Source organism: Streptomyces sp. NRRL F-525, assembly GCF_000716605.1.
Lineage (GTDB): Bacteria > Actinomycetota > Actinomycetes > Streptomycetales > Streptomycetaceae > Streptomyces.
The window spans coordinates 1-20,568 of the sequence record NZ_JNXE01000070.1; the positions used below are offsets into that span (position 1 = coordinate 1).

Consider the following 20,568-nt stretch of genomic DNA (forward strand, 5'->3'; position numbering starts at 1 on the left):
GGGGGGGGGTTGGGTGGGGGCTTGGCGCAGGCAGGTGGGGAGCTGAGGGAGGAGGCCGACAGGGGCGGTTGGGTGCGGGGCGCGGCAGAGCGGTCGGGGTGGGGTGTGGGAGGTTCAGGCTTCGGTGGTGGGCGGGTCGGGTGGTCGAGGGTGGCCGGGCCGCCTGGCACGGGAGAGGTGGGGCAGGCAGAGGCATCGGCAGAGGCAGAGGCTTCGGGGTTTGGAGCGGGGCTTGGTGCAGGGTTAGGTGCGGTGCCGAGTGGGCGGGGGCAGGCAGGTCAGGTGCCGGGCAGGCAGGGCCAGGTACCGCGGGCACGACAGGCACGACACGCTCAAACTGCGGAGGCCGCGCAGGCTCGGGCAGGGCAGCGTCAGGATCAGGGCGGGCAGGTTCAGGCAGGGCAGCGTAGGCCGCAAGGCGGGTGGCATGTGGATGCCGGTCGTGTTCCGTCCCGGAACCACGGACACGGGCACGGTCAGGCGCCGGCGTTGCTCGTCCCTGTGCCCTCTGCGCGGAGCACCGTGCGGGCTCGGGGGCATGATCCGGCTCGGCGGATCGCGCTCGCGGCGGCGGGGGAGTTGCGGCGGAGCGGGACGCCGGCCCGGGTGGTGGCCGTGTTGCGGCAGCGGCGGTGGGTGGCCGATCAGTCGGGGCTCAACTCCCGGCAGCGGCTGGACAATCTCGCCGGTGCGCTGGAGGTGGTCGCGGGCGGTGCGCGGTTGCTCGTGGGTGGTCCGGTGGTGCTCGTCGACGACCTGATGACGACCGGGGCCTCCTTGAGGGAGGCGGCGCGTGCCGTGCGGGAGGCGATCGCGGGCGGCGGAGAAGTTGGCGCGACCGCTGCTGTGTATGCGCGTGCGTCCAGGGAAGGCAGAGAGGAACACGCCGATGGATCAAACGGCGGACCAATGGAGAACGGGAGGGACATGGCACTCAGTGCACCGGGAATCGTGAGTGTGAACGGCCCCGCTGACCTGATCTGCGCCGCGGTGATCGCGGCGTCGCCAGATTCCTTCGAAATAAACCGGAACTGACCGCTGACTTGCGTCGTTGCAGGTAATGACAGGAGCAATTCACCTGAACGGAGGTACGCCGCGGTAGAGGGTGACGACATCCGTCCGGGCGAGATATGTTCGGTTGTGAGAGAAAGGCGCAGGCCGCACCTCTCCTATCCGAATGCCGTGCTGCGGGTTTTCTGCAATCACCCGCGGCCATGGGGTGGAGATCTTGCCCATGGGGGAGGAGGAGGTGGAAGTCACCGAGTCCGAGGTTCCGGGGTGACCGGAGCCTGGTGCGAAAGGGAGACGCTCCGCAGCGAAGCGGAGCGATCCGGGAACGGAGTTCTGCGTGGACATCGTCGTCAAGGGCCGCAAGACCGAGGTGCCCGAGCGGTTCCGCAAGCACGTGGCCGAGAAGCTGAAGCTGGAGAAGATCCAGAAGCTCGACGGCAAGGTGATCAGCCTCGACGTGGAGGTGTCCAAGGAGCCGAACCCCCGACAGGCCGACCGCTGTGACCGAGTGGAGATCACGCTCCGCTCCCGCGGTCCGGTGATCCGGGCGGAGGCATCGGCCAACGATCCGTACGCGGCGCTCGACCTCGCGGCGGAGAAGCTGGACGCCCGGCTGCGCAAGCAGCACGACAAGCGCAACACGCGACGCGGTGCCCGTCGGCTCACCGCCGCCGAGGTCCCCGACCACGTCCCGGGCGCCGCGACGCTCAACGGCAACGGCCACGCCGTCCCGGACGAGCAGTCGGACGGTGTGCCCACCAAGAAGATCGGCTCGCTGGAGGTCAAGGGCGAAGGCCCCCTCGTCGTCCGCGAGAAGACCCACGTCGCCTCTCCGATGTCCCTCGACCAGGCGCTCTACGAGATGGAACTGGTCGGACACGACTTCTACCTGTTCGTCGACTCCGAGACCAAGGAACCGAGCGTCGTCTACCGACGGCACGCCTACGACTACGGCGTCATCCACCTCAGCACGGACCCGATGGTCACGCAGGCGCAACCGCCGGCGGCCGGCGGCACGCTGGGCGGCTGACCCACCCGGCAGACAGCTGAGCCGGTGCCCCTGGAGCGCGTGTGCGCCCTCAGGGGCACCGGTGTGCGACCACTTCGCGCCCCGCTCCGTGACCGCACTGTCGTCCGGGCATGGAATCATGGCCGTACAGGCCCAACCGGTGGGCCGCTGCCTTGGGTTGGCGATGGCACAGGACCACAGGCCACAGCCTTCAGGGGGAGGAACGATGGCGGACAGCTTCGGACCGATGCATGTCGGGGATGCCGACGGCGGCGTCGTCGGCATGGGCCCGGAAGCGGGCTCGACACGCAAGGAGCCGATCAGAGTCCTTGTCGTGGACGACCACGCCCTCTTCCGCCGCGGCCTGGAGATCGTGCTGGCGGCCGAGGAGGACATCCAGGTCGTCGGCGAGGCGGGCGACGGTGCCGAGGCCGTGGACAAGGCCGCGGATCTGCTGCCGGACATCGTCCTGATGGACGTACGGATGCCGAAGCGGGGCGGGATCGAGGCGTGCACCTCCATCAAGGAGGTGGCACCCAGCGCGAAAATCATCATGCTCACGATCAGCGACGAAGAGGCCGATCTCTACGACGCGATCAAGGCGGGCGCCACGGGTTATCTCCTCAAGGAGATCTCGACCGACGAAGTGGCCACCGCCATTCGCGCCGTGGCCGACGGACAGTCGCAGATCAGCCCCTCCATGGCGTCGAAACTGCTCACCGAGTTCAAGTCGATGATCCAGCGCACCGACGAGCGCCGGCTGGTGCCCGCGCCCCGGCTCACCGACCGTGAGCTGGAGGTTCTCAAACTCGTCGCCACCGGAATGAACAACCGCGATATCGCCAAGCAGTTGTTCATCTCCGAGAACACCGTGAAGAACCATGTGCGCAACATCCTGGAGAAGCTGCAGCTGCACTCCAGGATGGAGGCGGTCGTGTACGCGATGCGGGAGAAGATCCTCGAGATCCGCTGACCCTCACCGCCTCACCGCCCTACCCATCACCTCTCACGCCAGGAGACGGACCAGTTCCCTGGCGAGGGGTGCGCGCAGCTCGGGGGCGTCCACCCGCTCCACGCGTACGTCCGTGCAGTCCACCCAGCTCGCGGCCTCGACCAGGGCCTGGGCGACGGACGGGACGGCCTTCACGCCGTCCAGGGTGACCTGCTTGGCCACCAGGGTGCGGCCCTCGCGCGCGGGGTCGACGCGACCGACCAGCCGGCCCCCGGCGAGCACCGGCATCGCGAAGTAGCCGTAGATCCGCTTGGGCTTGGGGACGTAGGCCTCCAGGCGGTGGGTGAAGCCGAAGATGCGCTCCGTGCGGGCCCGTTCCCAGATCAGGGAGTCGAACGGGGACAGGAGGGTGGTGCGGTGGCGGCCGCGCACGGGTGTCTCCAGGGCCGCCGGGTCGGCCCAGGCGGGCTTGCCCCAGCCCTCGACGGTGACCGGGACCAGGCCCGAGTCGGCGATCACCGCGTCGACCTGCTCGCCCTTGAGGCGGTGGTAGTCGGCGATGTCCGCGCGCGTGCCGACGCCGAGGGAGACGCCCGCCAGGTTGACCAGGCGGCGGAGGCACTCCGTGTCATCCAGCTCGTCGTGCAGCAACGCCTGCGGGATCGCGCGCTCGGCGAGGTCGTACACCCGCTTCCAGCCTCGGCGCTCGACGCAGACCACCTCGCCGTACATGAGCGCGCGCTCGACGGCGACCTTGGCGCCGGACCAGTCCCACCACTCGCTGGTGCGCTTGGCGCCGCCCAACTCCGTTGAGGTGAGCGGGCCTTCGGTCTGGAGTTGTTTGATGACCTGGTCGTAGGTGCCGTCCGGGAGGTCGTGGTTCCAGTGCGGGCGGCTGCGGTAGGCGCGGCGGCGGAACGCGAAGTGCGGCCACTCCTCGACGGGGAGGATGCAGGCGGCGTGGGACCAGTACTCGAAGGCGTGGGGTCGTGCCGGAGGCGCGCCAATGGGGGCAGTGGTCCAGTACGCGTCCTCGACCGTCTTGCGGGGGACGGCGCCGAGGCGGGCGTACGGGATGAGTTCGTGGGAGCGGGCGAGGACCGAGATGGTGTCTAGCTGGACCGCGCCGAGATGGCGGAGCACGCCGCGCACGCCCCCGCGGCGGTCGGGGGCGCCGAGAAAACCCTGTGCGCGCAGGGCGATGCGGCAGGCGTCGGCTGCCGATAGGTCGGTCGTGGGGCGCGGGGCACTCGTCATGTCTCCGCACGATAGAGGGTGGCACTGACAATGCGGGCTGAGCTGGGGATTCGTCCCGTTGCGGCCGCGCTACGGCTGGGTGGGCAGGTACGGCGCCGTCGACGGCAGGCCCAGGTCCGACGGGAGCAGGGAGCCCACCCAGCAGTCCCGTCGTACGCCTTTGTTGTTGATCGCGGAGCGGAGCGTGCCCTCGATGGTGAAACCGGCGTGTTCGGCGACCGCGCGGGAGCCCTTGTTGCCGACCTCCGCGCGCCATTCCACGCGGTCGACCGACAGGCGGGTGAAGGCCCAGCGGGAGACGGCGACGGTGGCCTCAGTGATGTAGCCGTTGCCGCGGTGCTCCTTCGTGGCCCAGAAGCCGACCTCGCCGACGCCCAGGGAGCGCATCGTGATGGCGAGCATGCCCACCAACTCCCCTTCGGGGAGTTCAGGGAGTTCGGGGAGAAAGGCACCGAAGGTGAACATCGAACCGTTCTCCCAGCCCTCCGGGACCAGTTGTTCGGTGAAACTCCGCGCGTGCTCCAGGAGGTAGGGCGAGGGGATCGTCGTCCAGCGCTGGATCTCGGAGTCCTGGGCGGCGGAATACACGACACCGGTGTCCTGCGGGCCGACGGCGCGCAGGAGGAGGCGGTCGGTCGTGAGCGTGACGGGTTCCATCGGCCGATTCTGCTCGGGGGCGCACAAGGACGCCATACTTTTGCGCTGCGTGAGCGGGTGATCACATTTCGCGCAATTCCTCGGAGGGACGCGGCACCATCGGCGACCCCCGGCCGTTGTCCCCTTTGAAGCAGATTTGAAGGAGTGGACGGTCGGCGTCCCCGGCAGGCTCCCGGCGTGGCGGGGTCCTCGCATACGATGGCCGTTGCTCAGTCATGTCATTGGAAACCGACCGTCCCAGGCCCGACCGGCAAGGAGACCAACCCCCGTGTCCGTCCTCTCGAAGATCATGCGTGCAGGCGAAGGCAAGATCCTGCGCAAGCTGCACCGCATCGCGGACCAGGTCAACTCCATCGAAGAGGACTTCGTCGACCTCTCCGACGCCGAGCTGAAGGCCCTCACCGAGGAGTACAAGCAGCGCTACGCCGATGGTGAGACCCTGGACGACCTGCTCCCCGAGGCGTTCGCCACCGTGCGCGAGGCCGCCAAGCGCGTCCTCGGCCAGCGCCACTACGACGTGCAGATGATGGGCGGCGCGGCCCTCCACCTCGGCTACGTCGCCGAGATGAAGACCGGCGAGGGCAAGACCCTGGTCGGCACCCTGCCCGCGTATCTGAACGCCCTCTCCGGGGACGGCGTCCACCTCATCACGGTGAACGACTACCTGGCCGAGCGCGACTCCGAGATGATGGGGCGCGTCCACAAGTTCCTGGGCCTCGAGGTCGGCTGCATCCTGGCCAACATGACCCCGGCCCAGCGCCGCGAGCAGTACGCGTGCGACATCACGTACGGCACGAACAACGAGTTCGGCTTCGACTACCTGCGCGACAACATGGCGTGGTCGCAGGACGAACTGGTGCAGCGCGGCCACAACTTCGCGATCGTCGACGAGGTCGACTCGATCCTCATCGACGAGGCCCGTACGCCGCTGATCATCTCCGGCCCGGCCGACCAGGCCACCAAGTGGTACGGCGACTTCGCCAAGCTCGTCACCCGCCTGAAGAAGGGCGAGGCCGGCAACCCGCTCAAGGGCCTGGAGGAGACGGGCGACTACGACGTCGACGAGAAGAAGCGCACGGTGGCCATCCACGAGGGCGGTGTCACCAAGGTCGAGGACTGGCTGGGCATCGACAACCTCTACGAGTCGGTCAACACCCCTCTGGTGGGCTACCTGAACAACGCCATCAAGGCGAAGGAGCTCTTCAAGAAGGACAAGGACTACGTCGTCATCGACGGCGAGGTCATGATCGTCGACGAGCACACCGGCCGTATCCTCGCCGGCCGCCGCTACAACGAGGGCATGCACCAGGCGATCGAGGCGAAGGAAGGGGTGGACATCAAGGACGAGAACCAGACCCTCGCCACGATCACCCTGCAGAACTTCTTCCGCCTCTACGGCAAGCTCTCCGGCATGACCGGTACGGCGATGACCGAGGCCGCCGAGTTCCACCAGATCTACAAGCTCGGCGTCGTCCCGATCCCGACCAACCGGCCGATGGTCCGCAAGGACCAGTCCGACCTGATCTACCGCACCGAGGTCGCGAAGTTCGAGGCGGTCGTCGACGACATCGCCGAGAAGCACGAGAAGGGCCAGCCGATCCTCGTCGGTACGACGTCGGTCGAGAAGTCCGAGTACCTCTCGCAGCAGCTCGCCAAGCGCGGCATCCAGCACGAAGTGCTGAATGCCAAGCAGCACGACCGTGAGGCGCCGATCATCGCCCAGGCCGGCCGCAAGGGCGCCGTGACCGTCGCCACCAACATGGCCGGCCGCGGTACGGACATCAAGCTCGGCGGCAACCCCGACGACCTCGCCGAGGCGGAGCTGCGCCAGCGCGGCCTCGACCCCGAGGAGCACATCGAGGAGTGGGCCCAGGCCCTGCCCGGTGCTCTGGAGAACGCCGAGCAGGCGGTCAAGGACGAGTTCGAGGAGGTCAAGGACCTCGGCGGGCTCTACGTGCTGGGCACCGAGCGGCACGAGTCGCGCCGTATCGACAACCAGCTGCGCGGTCGTTCCGGCCGACAGGGCGACCCGGGTGAGTCCCGCTTCTACCTTTCCCTCGGCGACGACCTGATGCGGCTGTTCAAGGCCCAGATGGTCGAGCGCGTGATGTCGATGGCGAACGTCCCGGACGACGTGCCGATCGAGAACAAGATGGTCACGCGCGCGATCGCGTCCGCCCAGTCGCAGGTCGAGCAGCAGAACTTCGAGACCCGCAAGAACGTCCTCAAGTACGACGAGGTCCTCAACCGCCAGCGCGAGGTCATCTACGGCGAGCGCCGCCGCGTCCTGGAGGGCGAGGACCTCCAGGACCAGGTCGTCCATTTCATGGACGACACGATCGACGCGTACATCACCGCGGAGACCGCCGAGGGCTTCCCGGAGGACTGGGACCTCGACCGTCTGTGGGGCGCGTTCAAGCAGCTCTACCCGGTGAAGGTCACCGTGGAGGAGCTGGAGGAGGCGGCCGGGGACCGGGCCGGTCTGACCGCCGAGTTCATCTCCGAGTCCATCAAGGACGACATCCATGAGCAGTACTCGGGCCGTGAGGAGCAGCTGGGCTCCGAGATCATGCGTGAGCTGGAGCGGCGGGTCGTGCTGTCGGTCCTGGACCGCAAGTGGCGCGAGCACCTCTACGAGATGGACTACCTCCAGGAGGGCATCGGCCTGCGCGCGATGGCCCAGAAGGACCCGCTGGTCGAGTACCAGCGCGAGGGCTTCGACATGTTCACCGCCATGATGGACGGCATCAAGGAGGAGTCCGTCGGCTACCTGTTCAACCTGGAGGTCCAGGTCGAGCAGCAGGTCGAGGAAGTCCTCGTGGAGGACGACAAGCCCTCCCTCGACAAGGAGGACACGGTGCCCGCGCAGGCGAGCGCCCGTCCCGAGATCCGCGCCAAGGGGCTCGACGCCCCGCAGCGGCCGGACCGCCTGCACTTCTCCGCGCCGTCCGTGGACGGCGAGGGCGGCATCGTCGAGGGCGACTTCACCAGCGACGACGAGCCGGTGCGCTCCGAGGCCGACGGCCTCACGCGCGCGGAGCGCCGCAAGCAGGGTCGCCGGGGCAGCCGCCGCAAGAAGTGACGGGCGCTCCGCGGGTTGAGCGGTGAGCTGTGGTGGGCGGGCCCTTCAGTGAGGGGTTGAGCTTGCCGGGGCCGCCGCTTCCCGCGAGGAGATCTTGAAGGGCCGGGCATCGTTGAGGTGCCCGGCCCTTTGGTGTGCGGGCGGGTTGCACGCGTGTGTGCGGGTTGCGGGGGCGCGGTGGGTGCGGGTTGGGTGCGACACGGGGCGTCGACCGGCGCGGGCGGGGGCGCCCCGGCGTAGTGGGTGGTTGCCTTGCTCGCCAGCTCGCCAGCTCGCCAGCTCGCCAGCTCGCCAGCTCGCCAGCTCGCCAGCTCGCCAGCTCGCCAGCTCGCCAGCTCGCCAGCTCGTCGTCCTGGTGCGGGGCGCGGGGGCCGCCCAGTTCCACTGCCGTGCAGCGCCAGCGGAGGTCCGCGCCGCGTTCCAGGCGGAAGGCCATGGCTCGTACCTGGTCACCGGCGCCGATGCGGGCGAAGGCCTCTACGGCGCCCTCGCGGGCGACGTAGTAGCCGATGTCGCGAACCACCGGGCGGGTGCCGCGGGTGGCGCGCAGGGGGCCGTGTTCGGCGAGGTGGGCCAGGTCGTCGTAGGCGCGGCCTGCGGTGTGCCGGAGCATCCAGTGGACGGGCTTCTGACCGCTCAGCACGGCGAGGAGGCGGTCGGCGAAGAGATCGGTGGGGCGGGGCTGCGGGACGCGGATGCGGGCGGCCTGGGCGGGGACGGGGTGGGGTTCCGCTCGGCCTGCCACGGGAGTTGACGTCGTAGGGGCTGTGCGGTGGTTCGGCGGCGGCGTGAAGGCCGTAGGGGCTGCGCCCCTGCCCGCGGTCGGCGGGGGAGTGGCGGAGGCTGCGCCTCGTCCCGCCGTAGTTGTCGTACGAGGCCCGCGTCCCGGAGCAGCTGCCGGGCGGCCGTCTCCCGGTGCCGTGCGGGCCGCGCCCTGGCCGGGAGCCGCGGCCGGGGTGCCCGTGCCCGTCGCCGGAGTCGCGCTCTCTGCCGCAGGCGTCGTACGGGACGTTCCCCCGCCCTGACCGCGAGGCGAAGCCGTGCCGGGGCGGCGGGGGTCGCGGCGGGTCGGAGGGCGGGTCGGGGTGTGCTGGGCGGTCCTGGTCATGACCTTGTGCATGGGGGTCCCCGTTTGGTCGGCCCGGGATGTACCGGGAAGTAACTTCGTGGTTGGGGATCTTGTACGGGGCCATGGGCGGGGGCCGCAAGGAAGGGGCGGCGCGAGTCGGAGGGGCCGGATTGTTCACTTATCCGAGTGATTGAGGGGCCTCGGAGCCCGTCGGTGCAAGGGTGTCCCGGGTGAATTTCAGGCGTGGGGTGGACGCCTCCGACGGTCCGGGTGGGGACTCGATAGGGGACCCGCGCACGTATCCTGGAGGCCCTCCCGGAGGCGCGGCACCGTCCGCGGAACCGTCTCCCGAGACACTCTCCGAACCACGGAACCGAACCACGGAACCGAACCACGGAACCGAACTACGAAAGCGGTCAGCCATGCGCGTCTACGTCCCCCTGACCCTCCCCGGTCTCGCCGAGGCGTACAAGACGGGTGAGCTGGGGACGGGACCCTTCGTCGCCTACGCCGTGACGCCCGCGCTGCGCGAGTGGTACCTCTCCGACGACATCGAGGAGCTGGAGTACGCGGCGCTGAACCGGGCCGCGCTCGGCTCGCTGCGGCTGCTGGCGGTCCACCCCGACGCGCCGCGGCGCCGGGTCGTGGTCGCCGTCGACGTACCCGACGGCACCGCGCACGCCGACCCCGACCGCGGACTCGACCCGGCGGCGCTCGGCGAGGTACAGGTCAGCGGAACCGTGGCCCTGGCCAAGGCGGCCGCCGTACACGTGGATCTCGAGGACGCGGAGGGCGACGTGAGCGCCGCCGCCGACGCGCTTCCGGCGGCCGACCGCGGGGACGACGACGCGCAGTTCGTCGTGGACGGGGCCGAGGACCACGAGCTGCTCTGGTACGCGACGCAGGAGATCCCGAACCTCGTCGGGCTGGCCGACTGAGTCTGCCGCACGCCGGTATATGCCCGTTGACCTGCGATTATCTTGATTGTCAGTGGCGGCGGGTACGTTTTTGGCATGGGGATGCAAGGAAGCGCGCACATCGTCTGGGACTGGAACGGCACGCTGTTCCACGACAATGACGCGATCATCGGGGCGACGAACGCGGCGTTCGCCGAGCTGGGGCTGACGCCGATCACGATGGAGGAGTACCGGGCGCTGTACTGCGTGCCGGTGCCCAAGTTCTACGAGCGGCTGCTGGGGCGGCTGCCCACGGACGCCGAGTGGGAGGTCATGGACGTGACCTTCCATCGGTACTACACCGAGCACCGCGTCGTCTGCGGACTCACCGAGGGCGCGGCGGACCTGCTCGCGGGGTGGCGGACCGCGGGTCGCAGCCAGTCGATCCTCAGCATGTACGGCCATGACGAACTCGTCCCGCTGGTAAGGGAGTTCGGGATAGAACCGCACTTCATACGGGTCGACGGGCGCACCGGCCCCTCCGGCGGCAGCAAGGCCGAGCACATGGTGCGGCACCTCGGGGCGCTGACCGGCGTCGACCCCGCGCGCACCGTGGTGATCGGGGACGCGGCCGACGACGCGGTGGCCGCCCTGCACGTGGGCGCGCGGGCCGTGCTCTACACCGGCGGTTCGCACAGCCGGGCCAGCCTCGAGGTCGTGGGCGTACCGGTGGTGGACTCGCTGGCAGAGGCCGTCGTGGAGGCGGAGCGGCTGGCGGCGTGACGGTGACCGGTCGGCCGGTGTGACGAGGCGCGGCGCCTCAAACCGCGCCTTCTGAAGCACCGCGCCTCACGAGCCCTGTGCCTCAGAGACGCGGCGCCTCAGAGACACGGCGCCTCAGGAGAAGCCGCGCGTCGTCCCGCCAGGCCGACCGCCCTCCCGTCACGCCGACCGCCCAGGTCACGTCACCGGCGCCTTCGCCCGCAGCACCGTCAGGAACTCCCGCATCCAGCTGGAGTGATCCGGCCACGCGCGAGCGGAGACCAGCGTGCCGTCGACCACCGTCTCGGCGTCCTGGAAGGTCGCGCCGGCGGACTGCATGTCGAGTTCGAGCGCCGGGTACGCCGTGACGCGCCGGCCGCGCAGGCCGTCGATCGCGGCGGTGAGGAGGGGGCCGTGGCAGATCTGGGCCACGGGCTTGTCCGTGTCGAAGAAGGACTTGAGGATCTTGCGGAGTTCGGGATCGTTGCGGAGGTACTCGGGGGCCCGCCCGCCGGGGATGACGAGGGCCGCGTACTGGCCGGGATCGACCTCGGAGAAGGCGAGATCGGCGGGCCAGGTGTAGCCGGGCTTCTCGGTGTAGGTGTCGAAGCCGGGTTCGAAGTCATGGACGACGAACTGGAGCTTCTTGCGCTCGGGGGCGGCGATGTGGACCTCGTAGCCCTCCTCGCGCAGGCGCTGGTAGGGGTAGAGGACCTCCAGCGACTCCGCTGCGTCGCCGGTGACGATGAGGATCTTCGCTGTCATGTCGGTGCGCTCCTCTGTGGCCGTGGGATGCGTCTTTGCCGGGCGTCATGGACTCACCCGCCCGTGGGCTCATGGGCAACGTGCCGCGCGCCGGGGTTCTTGCCAAGGGCCCTCGCGGCTCCGGCGTCGTCACCGTCCCGACTGCCCGTGAATACGACGATTTCATGTGCTGCGCCCCTGTGCATAACGTCAAAGTTCCACCCTCTGTTTTGTACACAACCGGCTCATGACGAGCCCCCGGTGAGGAGAGATAGCCTTGTGGCGTGATCAGCGCGATATTTCGCGGGGGCATCGTCGCCCCTGCTCCGCGCCCGGCGACCACGGAATACATCCGTGACCGGGCGGCGGTCGCTGGTCCTCCCAGGGCCTGTCCGACAGGCCCGCGCGGGCGGGACGGAGCTCCCAGGGCTCCCAGGACGCCGTGCACACCCCCGGTACCGGCGCGACAGAGAGCAGCGTCACACCCGTCGGGCGTGCCGAAAATGGCTGATAACCCACCGCTCATCTCACCTTGCGGCATAGCGTCTGAGCAGACCGGAGAACCCGGGCCGTGGCGTCGAGCCGCAGGGGAAGAGACCGTACTTCCTTCTACGTCACGCAACGGCGCGCGACAGGAGCCAGAGGACAATGCAGACCAAGCTGGACGAAGCCAAGGCCGAGTTGCTCGAGAGGGCTGCTCGGGTAGCTGAGAACAGCCCGGTCGGGGGGCACCTACCCACCGGGACGACGGACGAGAGCACTCCGGACCAGGAGACCGTGCTCGCGTTCCTCCAGCGCTACTACCTGCACACCGCCCCGGAGGACCTCGCGGACCGCGACCCGGTCGACGTCTTCGGTGCCGCCTTCTCCCACTACCGGCTGGCCGAGACCCGACCCCAGGGCACGGCGAACGTACGGGTGCACACCCCGACGGTCGAGGAGAACGGCTGGACGTGCAGCCACACCGTCGTCGAGGTCGTCACCGACGACGTGCCCTTCCTCGTCGACTCGGTGACCAACGAGCTGACCCGCCAGGGCCGCGGCATCCACGTCGTCATCCACCCGCAGATCGTCGTCCGCCGCGACCTCACCGGCAAGCTCGTCGAGGTGCTCACCACCCCGCCCGCCGGAGAGTTGCCGCACGACGCGCACACCGAGTCCTGGATCCACGTCCAGATCGACCGGGAGACCGACCGCGCCGACCTGAAGCAGATCACCGCCGACCTGCTGCGCGTCCTGTCCGACGTCCGTGAGGCCGTCGAGGACTGGGAGAAGATGCGGGACTCGGCCCTGCGGATGGCCGACGAGCTGCCCACCGAGCCGACCGCCTCCGACCTGCCCTCCAGCGAGGTCGAGGAGGCCCGCCAGCTGCTGCGCTGGCTGGCCGCCGACCACTTCACCTTCCTCGGCTACCGCGAGTACCAGCTCCGCAAGGACGACTCGCTGGCCGCGGTCCCCGGCACCGGCCTCGGCATCCTGCGCTCCGACCCGCAGCACGGTGGCGAGGACAGCCACCCGGTGAGCCCGTCCTTCGAGCGGCTCCCGGCCGACGCCCGGGCCAAGGCCCGCGAGCACAAGCTCCTCGTGCTGACGAAGGCCAACAGCCGTTCCACGGTGCACCGTCCGTCGTACCTCGACTACGTGGGCGTGAAGAAGTTCGACGAGAACGGCGAGGTCGTCGGCGAGCGCCGCTTCCTGGGCCTGTTCTCGTCCGCCGCCTACACCGAGTCCGTCCGCCGGGTTCCCGTGATCCGGCGCACAGTCGACGAGGTGCTCGAAGGCGCCGGCTTCTCGCCCAACAGCCATGACGGGCGCGACCTGCTGCAGATCCTGGAGACGTACCCGCGCGACGAGCTGTTCCAGACCCCGGTCGACGAACTCCGGTCCATCGTCACGTCCGTGCTCTACCTCCAGGAACGCCGACGACTGCGTCTCTACCTCCGCCAGGATGAGTACGGCCGCTACTACTCGGCCCTCGTGTACCTCCCGCGCGACCGCTACACCACGGGCGTACGCCTGCGGATCATCGACATCCTTAAAGAAGAGCTCGACGGCATCAGCGTCGACTTCACCGCCTGGAACACCGAGTCGATCCTCTCCCGGCTGCACTTCGTGGTCCGCGTCCCGCAGGGGACCGAGCTGCCGGAGCTGTCCGACGCCGACAAGGACCGCATCGAGGCCCGCCTGGTCGAGGCCGCCCGCTCCTGGGCCGACGGCTTCGGCGACGCGCTGAACGCCGAGTGCGGCGAGGAGCGCGCGGCCGAACTGGTGCGCCGCTACGGCAACGCCTTCCCCGAGGGCTACAAGGCGGACCACTCACCGCGCGCCGCCGTGGCCGACCTGGTCCACCTCGAACAGCTCACCGAGGAGCAGACCTTCGAGCTGAGCCTCTACGAGCCGGTCGGCGCCGCCCCCGACGAGCGCCGCTTCAAGATCTACCGCAAGGGTGCCCCGGTCTCCCTCTCGGCCGTGCTGCCGGTCCTCAGCCGCCTCGGCGTCGAGGTCGTCGACGAGCGGCCGTACGAACTGCGCTGCTCGGACCGTACGACGGCGTGGATCTACGACTTCGGGCTGCGGATGCCCAAGTCGCAGAACGGCGGCGGGGACCAACTCGGCGACGACGGACGCCAGCGGTTCCAGGAGGCGTTCGCCGCCACCTGGACCGGACAGGCCGAGAACGACGGCTTCAACGCGCTGGTGCTGAGCGCCGGGATCGACTGGCGCCAGGCGATGGTGCTGCGGGCGTACGCGAAGTATCTGCGGCAGGCCGGATCGACCTTCAGCCAGGACTACATGGAGGACACCCTCCGCAACAACGTCCACACCACCCGGCTGCTCGTCTCCCTGTTCGAGGCGCGGATGTCGCCGGACCGGCAGCGCGCCGGGCGCGAGATCGTCGACGCCCTCCTCGAAGAGGTCGACGCGGCGCTCGACCAGGTGGCGAGCCTCGACGAGGACCGCATCCTGCGCTCCTTCCTGACCGTCATCAAGGCGACCCTGCGCACCAACTTCTTCCAGGAGGCGCTCGGCGGGCACGCGCACGCGTATGTCTCGATGAAGTTCGACCCGCAGGCCATCCCGGACCTCCCGGCGCCGCGCCCGGCGTTCGAGATCTGGGTGTACTCGCCGCGCGTCGAGGGCGTGCACCTGCGCTTCGGCAAGGTCGCGCGCGGCGGGCTGCGCTGGTCGGACCGGCGCGAGGACTTCCGTACGGAGATCCTCGGCCTGGTCAAGGCGCAGATGGTGAAGAACACCGTCATCGTGCCGGTCGGCGCCAAGGGCGGCTTCGTCGCCAAGCAGCTGCCGGACCCGAGCGTGGACCGGGACGCGTGGCTCGCCGAGGGCATCGCCAGCTACAAGATGTTCATCTCGGCCCTGCTCGACATCACCGACAACCTGGTGGCCGGCGAGGTCGTCCCTCCGGCGGACGTCGTCCGGCACGACGAGGACGACACCTACCTGGTCGTCGCCGCCGACAAGGGCACCGCGACCTTCTCGGACATCGCCAACGGAGTCGCCGAGAGCTACAACTTCTGGCTCGGCGACGCCTTCGCCTCCGGCGGCTCGGCCGGATACGACCACAAGAAGATGGGCATCACCGCGCGCGGTGCCTGGGAGTCCGTCAAGCGGCACTTCCGGGAGCTGGGCGTCGACACCCAGAGCGAGGACTTCACGGTCGTCGGTGTCGGCGACATGTCGGGTGACGTGTTCGGCAACGGCATGCTGCTGAGCGAGCACATCCGCCTGGTCGCCGCCTTCGACCACCGGCACATCTTCCTCGACCCGACCCCGGACGCGGCCGTCTCGTACGCCGAGCGGCGCCGCATGTTCGAGCTGCCGCGCTCCAGTTGGGCCGACTACAACACCGACCTGCTGTCGGCCGGCGGCGCCGTCTTCCCGCGCACCGCGAAGGCGATCCCCGTCAACGCCCACGTCCGCGAGGCCCTCGGCATCGAGGACAAGGTCGCCAAGATGACGCCGGCCGACCTCATGAAGGCGATCCTCAAGTCCCGGGTCGATCTCCTGTGGAACGGCGGCATCGGCACGTACGTCAAGGCCAGCACCGAGTCCCACGCGGACGTCGGCGACAAGGCCAACGACGCGATCCGCGTCGACGGCGCCGACCTGCGGGTCAAGGTCGTCGGCGAGGGCGGCAACCTGGGCCTGACCCAGCTCGGCCGGATCGAGTTCGCCCAGCAGGGCGGCAAGATCAACACGGACGCGATCGACAACAGCGCGGGCGTGGACACCTCCGACCACGAGGTGAACATCAAGATCCTGCTCAACGGCCTGGTCACCGACGGCGACATGACCGTCAAGCAGCGCAACAAGATCCTCGCCGAGATGACCGACGAGGTCGGCGCGCTCGTCCTGCGCAACAACTACGCGCAGAACACCGCGATCGCCAACGCGCTCGCCCAGTCCAAGGACATGCTCCACGCCCAGCAGCGCTTCCTGCGCACCCTGGTCCGCGAGGGCCACCTCGACCGGGCCCTGGAGTTCCTGCCCACCGACCGCCAGATCCGCGAACGCCTCGCCCAGGGACAGGGGTTGACCGGTCCCGAGACGGCCGTCCTCCTCGCCTACACGAAGATCACGGTCTCGGACGAGCTGCTGCACACCACGCTGCCCGACGACCCGTACCTGCGCACCCTGCTGCACGCCTACTTCCCGACCGCGCTGCGCGAGAAGTTCGCCGAGCAGATCGACACCCACGCGCTGCACCGCGAGATCGTCACCACGGTCCTCGTCAACGACACGGTCAACACCGGCGGCACGAGCTTCCTGCACCGCCTCCGAGAGGAGACCGGTGCCTCCCTGGAGGAGATCGTCAGGGCGCAGACCGCGGCCCGCGCGATCTTCGACGCGGCCGAGGTGTGGGACGGCGTCGAGGCCCTCGACAACACCGTCGAGGCGCCCGTGCAGACCCGCATCCGCCTGCACTCGCGCCGCCTGTGCGAGCGCGGCACCCGCTGGCTGCTCAACAACCGGCCGCAGCCACTCCAGCTCGCCGAGACCGTCGAGTTCTTCGGCGAGCGCGTCGAGCAGGTCTGGTCCCAGCTCCCCAAGCTGCTGCGCGGCGCGGACCTGGACTGGTACCAGGAGATCTACGACGAGCTGACCGGCGCCGGCGTTCCGGCCGAACTCGCCACGCGCGTGGCCGGCTTCTCCTCCGCCTTCCCGGCGCTCGACATCGTCTCGGTGGCCGACCGCACGGGCAAGGACCCGATGGACGTCGCCGAGGTCTACTACGACCTCGCCGACCGCCTCCACATCACCCAGCTCATGGACCGCATCATCGAGTTGCCCCGCGCGGACCGCTGGCAGTCCATGGCCCGCGCCTCCATCCGCGAGGACCTCTACGCGGCCCACGCGGCCCTGACCGCCGACATCCTCGCGGCGGGCAACGGCACCTCGACCCCCGAGCAGCGCTTCGTGGCCTGGCAGGAGAAGAACGCGGCGATCCTGGGCCGGGCGCGCACGACCCTGGACGAGATCCAGGGCTCGGAGACGTTCGACCTGGCCAACCTGTCGGTGGCGATGCGCACGATGCGCACGCTGCTGCGGACGCACTCGTAGTTCCTGGGTCGTAGTTGCTGCGACCCTTCTTTAGAAGGCGCTTCTTCAGAAGTCGCTACGACGATGAGGGCGCCCCGAGCCGCAATGGCCCGGGGCGCCCTTTTCACGGAGTGCCTTAGGGGTAATCAGGGGGAGGGCTTACTCTGCCCCGCTAAGCCTGGTGACGTGACTCTGAACCTCACCCAGGAACGCGTGACCGAGCCCGTCCGACCGGTGCGCAAGGTCGTCCTGGAAGTCGTGAAATTCGGGATCGTCGGCGGCAGCGGCGTCCTGGTCAACTTCGCGGTCTTCAACGCCCTGCTGCACGGCCTGCACTGGCCCGCGATGCTCGCGACCGTCCTGGCCAGCTGCGTCGCGATGGGCGCCAACTACCTCGGCTTCCGCTACTACACCTACCGCGACCGCGACGCCCCCGGCGCCCGCCGGATCGCGCTGTTCTTCGTCTTCAGTGTCATCGGCGTGGCCATGGAGAGCGGCCTCTTCTACGTCGGCTACCACGGACTGGGCCTCCACGGTCCGCTCGAGGCGAATGCCGTGAAGGCCCTGTCGATCGTGCTCGCGTCCGCGTTCCGCTTCCTGGTCTACCGCACGTGGGTGTTCCAGGACGAGGACCTCTGACGGCTGGTTCTCAGGCGACCTTGCCCGCCGGGGCCGGCGCCGGGGCCGCGTCCTTGGGCTTGTCGGCGCCGCCCGTGAAGGCCTCGTACGCCTCCAGGACCTCCTCCGTCGGCCCGTCCATCCGCAGCTCGCCGCGCTCCAGCCACAGCACGCGGTCGCAGGTGTCGCGGATCGACTTGTTGTTGTGGCTGACCAGGAAGACCGTGCCCGCGTGCTGGCGCAGCTCGCGGATCCGCTCCTCCGAACGCCGCTGGAAGGACCGGTCGCCCGTCGCCAGCGCCTCGTCGATCAGGAGGACGTCGTGGTCCTTGGCGGCGGCGATGGAGAAGCGCAGCCGGGCACCCATGCCGGAGGAGTACGTCCGCATCGGCAGCGTGATGAAGTCGCCCTTCTCGTTGATCCCGGAGAAGTCGACGATGCCCTGGTAGCGCTCCTTGACCTGCTCGCGGGACATGCCCATGGCGAGGCCGCCGAGGTACACGTTGCGCTCGCCGGTCAGGTCGCCCATCAGGGCCGCGTTGACGCCGAGGAGGGAGGGCTGGCCGTGGGTGTAGATACGGCCGTTCTCGACCGGGAGCAGGCCCGCGACGGCCTTGAGGAGGGTGGACTTGCCGGAACCGTTGGTCCCGATGAGCCCGATCGCCTCGCCCTTGTAGGCGACGAACGACACCTTCTTGACGGCGTGGACCTTGCGGACGCCCGCCGCCTTCTCGGCCTTCTCGCGGCGCATCATGCGGTTCAGGGCGGCGGTCGCGGAGCCGCGTCCGGCGCCGGTCCCGTTGACCCGGTAGACGATGTCCACGCCGTCGCAGACGACGGTGGGGATCGTGCTGTCGGCGGCCACGCGGGTCCGCTCGGTGTGGTACTCGATGGTCTGCTCAGCCACGGCCGTACGTCTCCTCAGCCTTCCAGAAGTAGATGAAGCCGCCGACTCCGGCGATCAGCGCCCAGCCCAACGCGGCCGGCCACACGTGAGGGGGGAGCTGGCTGGAGTGGAAGCTGTCGATCAGCGAGTAGCGCATCAGGTCGATGTAGACGGCCGCCGGGTTGGTCTCCAGGGCCAGCGTCACGATGTGCGGCAGGTGGTCCTTGCTGGTCAGCTTGTCGATGCTCCACATGACGCCGGAGACGTACATCCAGGTGCGCAGGATGAACGGCATCAGCTGAGCGATGTCCGGCGTCTTCGCGCCCATCCGGGCCATGATCATCGAGACGCCCGCGTTGAACGTGAACTGCAGGACCAGCACCGGGACGGCCATCAGCCAGGAGAAGCTGATCGGCACACCGAAGCAGAGCAGGATCACGACCAGGGCGGCCATCGAGAACAGCAGCTGCTGGAGCTGCTGCAGCGCGAACGAGATCGGCAGCGCGGCCCGCGGGAAGTGCAGGGCCCGGACCAGGCCGAGGTTGCCCGAGATCGCCCGGGTGCCCGCCATGATCGAGCTCTGCGTGAACGTCCAGATGAACACGCCCGTCACCAGGAACGGGATGTAGTCCGGCACGCCGCGCTTGGTGCCCAGCAGGATGCCGAAGATGAAGTAGTACACCGCCGCGTTCAATAGCGGCGTCATCACCTGCCAGACCTGGCCCAGTTTCGCCTGGCTGTACTGCGCGGTCAGCTTGGCGGTGGCGAACGCGGTGATGAAGTGCCGGCGCTCCCACAGTTGGCGGACGTACTCGCGCAGGGAGGGGCGGGCGCCACTGACCGTGAGGCCGTGGCGTGCGGCGAGCGCCGCGAGGTCGTCTTCGTCGGCCGGAGCCGGCGAAGGGGGCGGTGTGTGGAGGACCTGGCTCACATCCGCTGCTTTCGCTCGGGGGGAGGGGGTGCGTGCGTCCGGCTGCCGTGTCCCGTCGCCCGGCGTTTCCTTACGCTTCTCTTTACGTTCTCTTACGTCGGAACGGGACCGTATCGTCGCAACGTGAGCGTAGGCGGATTCGGCGTCGGAACGCAACCGTTTCGTCGTGACGGATGTGATGAGGCCGTTAGGTTTTGGGCCGGGACGGGCCTGTTGCGTCGATACGGTCTGGGCAGGCGGGGGTGGACGGTGGGATCTTGGCGTGAGGACGGGCCGGGTGCGTCGCGAGGACGGGCCGGTTCCGTCGCGGCGACGGACCGGTCACGTCCCGACGCGCCGCCCGCCCGCCCGCTCGCCGGTTCACCGCCCGCCGCGCGGCGCCCGCGTTACGACGAGCCCGTTTCGTCGCAACGCGCCACACACACGCCGCGTCGGAACGCAACCGTTTCGTCGCAACGCCCCTATGCTTGGGCTATGACGACGAACGCCGACGAGCCCCAGACACGTCAGCGCCGCCGCACCCCCGCCGGGGCGGCCGTACTCCGCGAGGATGTGACCGAAGCCATTCGGGCGGCGGTCTTCGAGGAGTTGGCGGCGGTCGGGTATGCCCGGATGTCGATCGAGGGGATCGCGCGTCGCGCCGGGGTGGGCAAGACGGCGGTGTACCGCCGCTGGCGTTCGAAGCTGCACCTGGTGCTCGACGTCGTGTCGGCGATCGCGGTGATGGGACTGCCGACGCCGGACACCGGTTCGCTGGAGGGCGACCTCCGGATGCTGTACGAGGTGACGTCACGGGCGCTGCGGCACCCCGTCGCCTCGCAGATCATCCCCGACCTCCAGGCCGAGGCCGCCCGCAACCCCGAGATCGCCGACGCCATGCAGAAGGCGCTGCGCGAGGGCCAGGAGGGCGTGGCCAGCAAGATCCTCGCGGCGGCGGAACGGCGTGGCGAGATCGGCCCCGGCATGGACGAGGACCTGGCCCTGGACCTGATCTCCGGCCCCCTGTACTGGCGTGCCGTGGTGATCCGCAGCCCGAAGCTGCCGAAGGGGTACCTGGGGGCGCTGGCCCGGGCGACGACGGAGGGGCTCAAGGCGCTGTAGGGCTCCGCCGTACCCGCCGACCGATCGGCGCCCC

15 protein-coding genes are annotated in these 20,568 nt (G+C 69.4%); 9 read left to right on the top strand and 6 right to left on the bottom strand.

Going from position 1 to position 20,568, the window contains the following annotated elements; all coding sequences use genetic code 11:
* The first annotated feature begins 636 nt into the window (after window positions 1–636).
* From OO69_RS46965 to OO69_RS46975, 3 genes are all read left to right on the top strand, one after another.
* Window positions 637–1,035, top strand: coding sequence for a ComF family protein (locus OO69_RS46965; protein ID WP_420707975.1), 399 nt, complete (start codon window positions 637–639; stop codon window positions 1,033–1,035).
* 313 nt (window positions 1,036–1,348) lie between these two features.
* Window positions 1,349–2,041 carry a ribosome hibernation-promoting factor, HPF/YfiA family gene (gene hpf, locus OO69_RS46970; protein WP_019056767.1) on the top strand — a complete coding sequence of 231 codons (693 nt, stop codon included), beginning with the start codon at window positions 1,349–1,351 and terminating at the stop codon, window positions 2,039–2,041.
* Window positions 2,042–2,246: 205 nt separating this feature from the next.
* The gene (locus tag OO69_RS46975; protein WP_033287181.1) at window positions 2,247–2,993 is read left to right on the top strand and encodes a response regulator; all 747 of its coding nucleotides are present in this window, start codon (window positions 2,247–2,249) and stop codon (window positions 2,991–2,993) included.
* Window positions 2,994–3,026: 33 nt separating this feature from the next.
* Here the strand turns inward: OO69_RS46975 and OO69_RS46980 are convergent, their stop codons facing one another.
* A complete protein-coding gene (locus OO69_RS46980) occupies window positions 3,027–4,229 on the bottom strand; it encodes a winged helix-turn-helix domain-containing protein (protein WP_033287182.1) in 1,203 nt (400 codons plus the stop codon).
* A 69-nt stretch (window positions 4,230–4,298) separates the two neighbouring features.
* Window positions 4,299–4,886 (bottom strand): GNAT family N-acetyltransferase, encoded by a 588-nt coding sequence (locus tag OO69_RS46985; RefSeq protein WP_033287183.1) that lies wholly within the window; start codon window positions 4,884–4,886, stop codon window positions 4,299–4,301.
* A gap of 268 nt (window positions 4,887–5,154) precedes the next feature.
* On the opposite strand from OO69_RS46985, the gene secA reads away from it, so the two are divergent.
* Window positions 5,155–7,968: a preprotein translocase subunit SecA gene (gene secA / locus OO69_RS46990; RefSeq protein ID WP_033287184.1), complete on the top strand. Its 2,814-nt coding sequence runs from the start codon at window positions 5,155–5,157 to the stop codon at window positions 7,966–7,968.
* Here secA and OO69_RS54025 read toward each other — a convergent pair.
* Window positions 7,913–8,713 (bottom strand): Rv3235 family protein, encoded by an 801-nt coding sequence (locus OO69_RS54025; protein WP_420707976.1) that lies wholly within the window; start codon window positions 8,711–8,713, stop codon window positions 7,913–7,915. The two genes, secA and OO69_RS54025, sit on opposite strands and share 56 nt — an antisense overlap.
* Before the next feature lie 746 nt (window positions 8,714–9,459).
* Here OO69_RS54025 and OO69_RS47000 point away from each other — a divergent pair.
* Complete coding sequence (locus tag OO69_RS47000; RefSeq protein WP_033287186.1) at window positions 9,460–9,975, top strand: DUF6912 family protein; 516 nt, start codon at window positions 9,460–9,462, stop codon at window positions 9,973–9,975.
* Between the two features lie 75 nt (window positions 9,976–10,050).
* On the top strand, window positions 10,051–10,716 hold the full coding sequence (locus OO69_RS47005) for an HAD family hydrolase (protein ID WP_033287187.1): 666 nt from the start codon (window positions 10,051–10,053) through the stop codon (window positions 10,714–10,716).
* A gap of 177 nt (window positions 10,717–10,893) precedes the next feature.
* On the opposite strand, the gene OO69_RS47010 is transcribed toward OO69_RS47005, so the two are convergent.
* Entirely contained in the window at window positions 10,894–11,460 is a 567-nt protein-coding gene (locus OO69_RS47010; RefSeq protein WP_019056759.1) for a DJ-1/PfpI family protein, read from the bottom strand.
* Window positions 11,461–12,087: 627 nt separating this feature from the next.
* On the opposite strand from OO69_RS47010, the gene OO69_RS47015 reads away from it, so the two are divergent.
* Together OO69_RS47015 and OO69_RS47020 are read left to right on the top strand one after the other, a co-directional pair.
* Window positions 12,088–17,019 carry an NAD-glutamate dehydrogenase gene (locus tag OO69_RS47015; protein WP_033287188.1) on the top strand — a complete coding sequence of 1,644 codons (4,932 nt, stop codon included), beginning with the start codon at window positions 12,088–12,090 and terminating at the stop codon, window positions 17,017–17,019.
* A 165-nt stretch (window positions 17,020–17,184) separates the two neighbouring features.
* Window positions 17,185–17,637, top strand: coding sequence for a GtrA family protein (locus tag OO69_RS47020; RefSeq protein ID WP_033287189.1), 453 nt, complete (start codon window positions 17,185–17,187; stop codon window positions 17,635–17,637).
* Between the two features lie 10 nt (window positions 17,638–17,647).
* Here the strand turns inward: OO69_RS47020 and OO69_RS47025 are convergent, their stop codons facing one another.
* Both OO69_RS47025 and OO69_RS47030 read right to left on the bottom strand, forming a co-directional pair.
* Window positions 17,648–18,523, bottom strand: a complete 876-nt coding sequence (locus OO69_RS47025; RefSeq protein WP_051801832.1) for an ABC transporter ATP-binding protein — start codon at window positions 18,521–18,523, stop codon at window positions 17,648–17,650.
* Window positions 18,516–19,433 carry an ABC transporter permease gene (locus OO69_RS47030; RefSeq protein WP_033287190.1) on the bottom strand — a complete coding sequence of 306 codons (918 nt, stop codon included), beginning with the start codon at window positions 19,431–19,433 and terminating at the stop codon, window positions 18,516–18,518. Before OO69_RS47030 ends, OO69_RS47025 begins: the two co-directional genes overlap by 8 nt.
* 474 nt (window positions 19,434–19,907) lie before the next feature.
* Between OO69_RS47030 and OO69_RS47035 the strand changes: the two genes are divergently transcribed.
* The gene (locus tag OO69_RS47035; RefSeq protein WP_033287191.1) at window positions 19,908–20,534 is read left to right on the top strand and encodes a TetR/AcrR family transcriptional regulator; all 627 of its coding nucleotides are present in this window, start codon (window positions 19,908–19,910) and stop codon (window positions 20,532–20,534) included.
* Window positions 20,535–20,568: the final 34 nt, after the last annotated feature.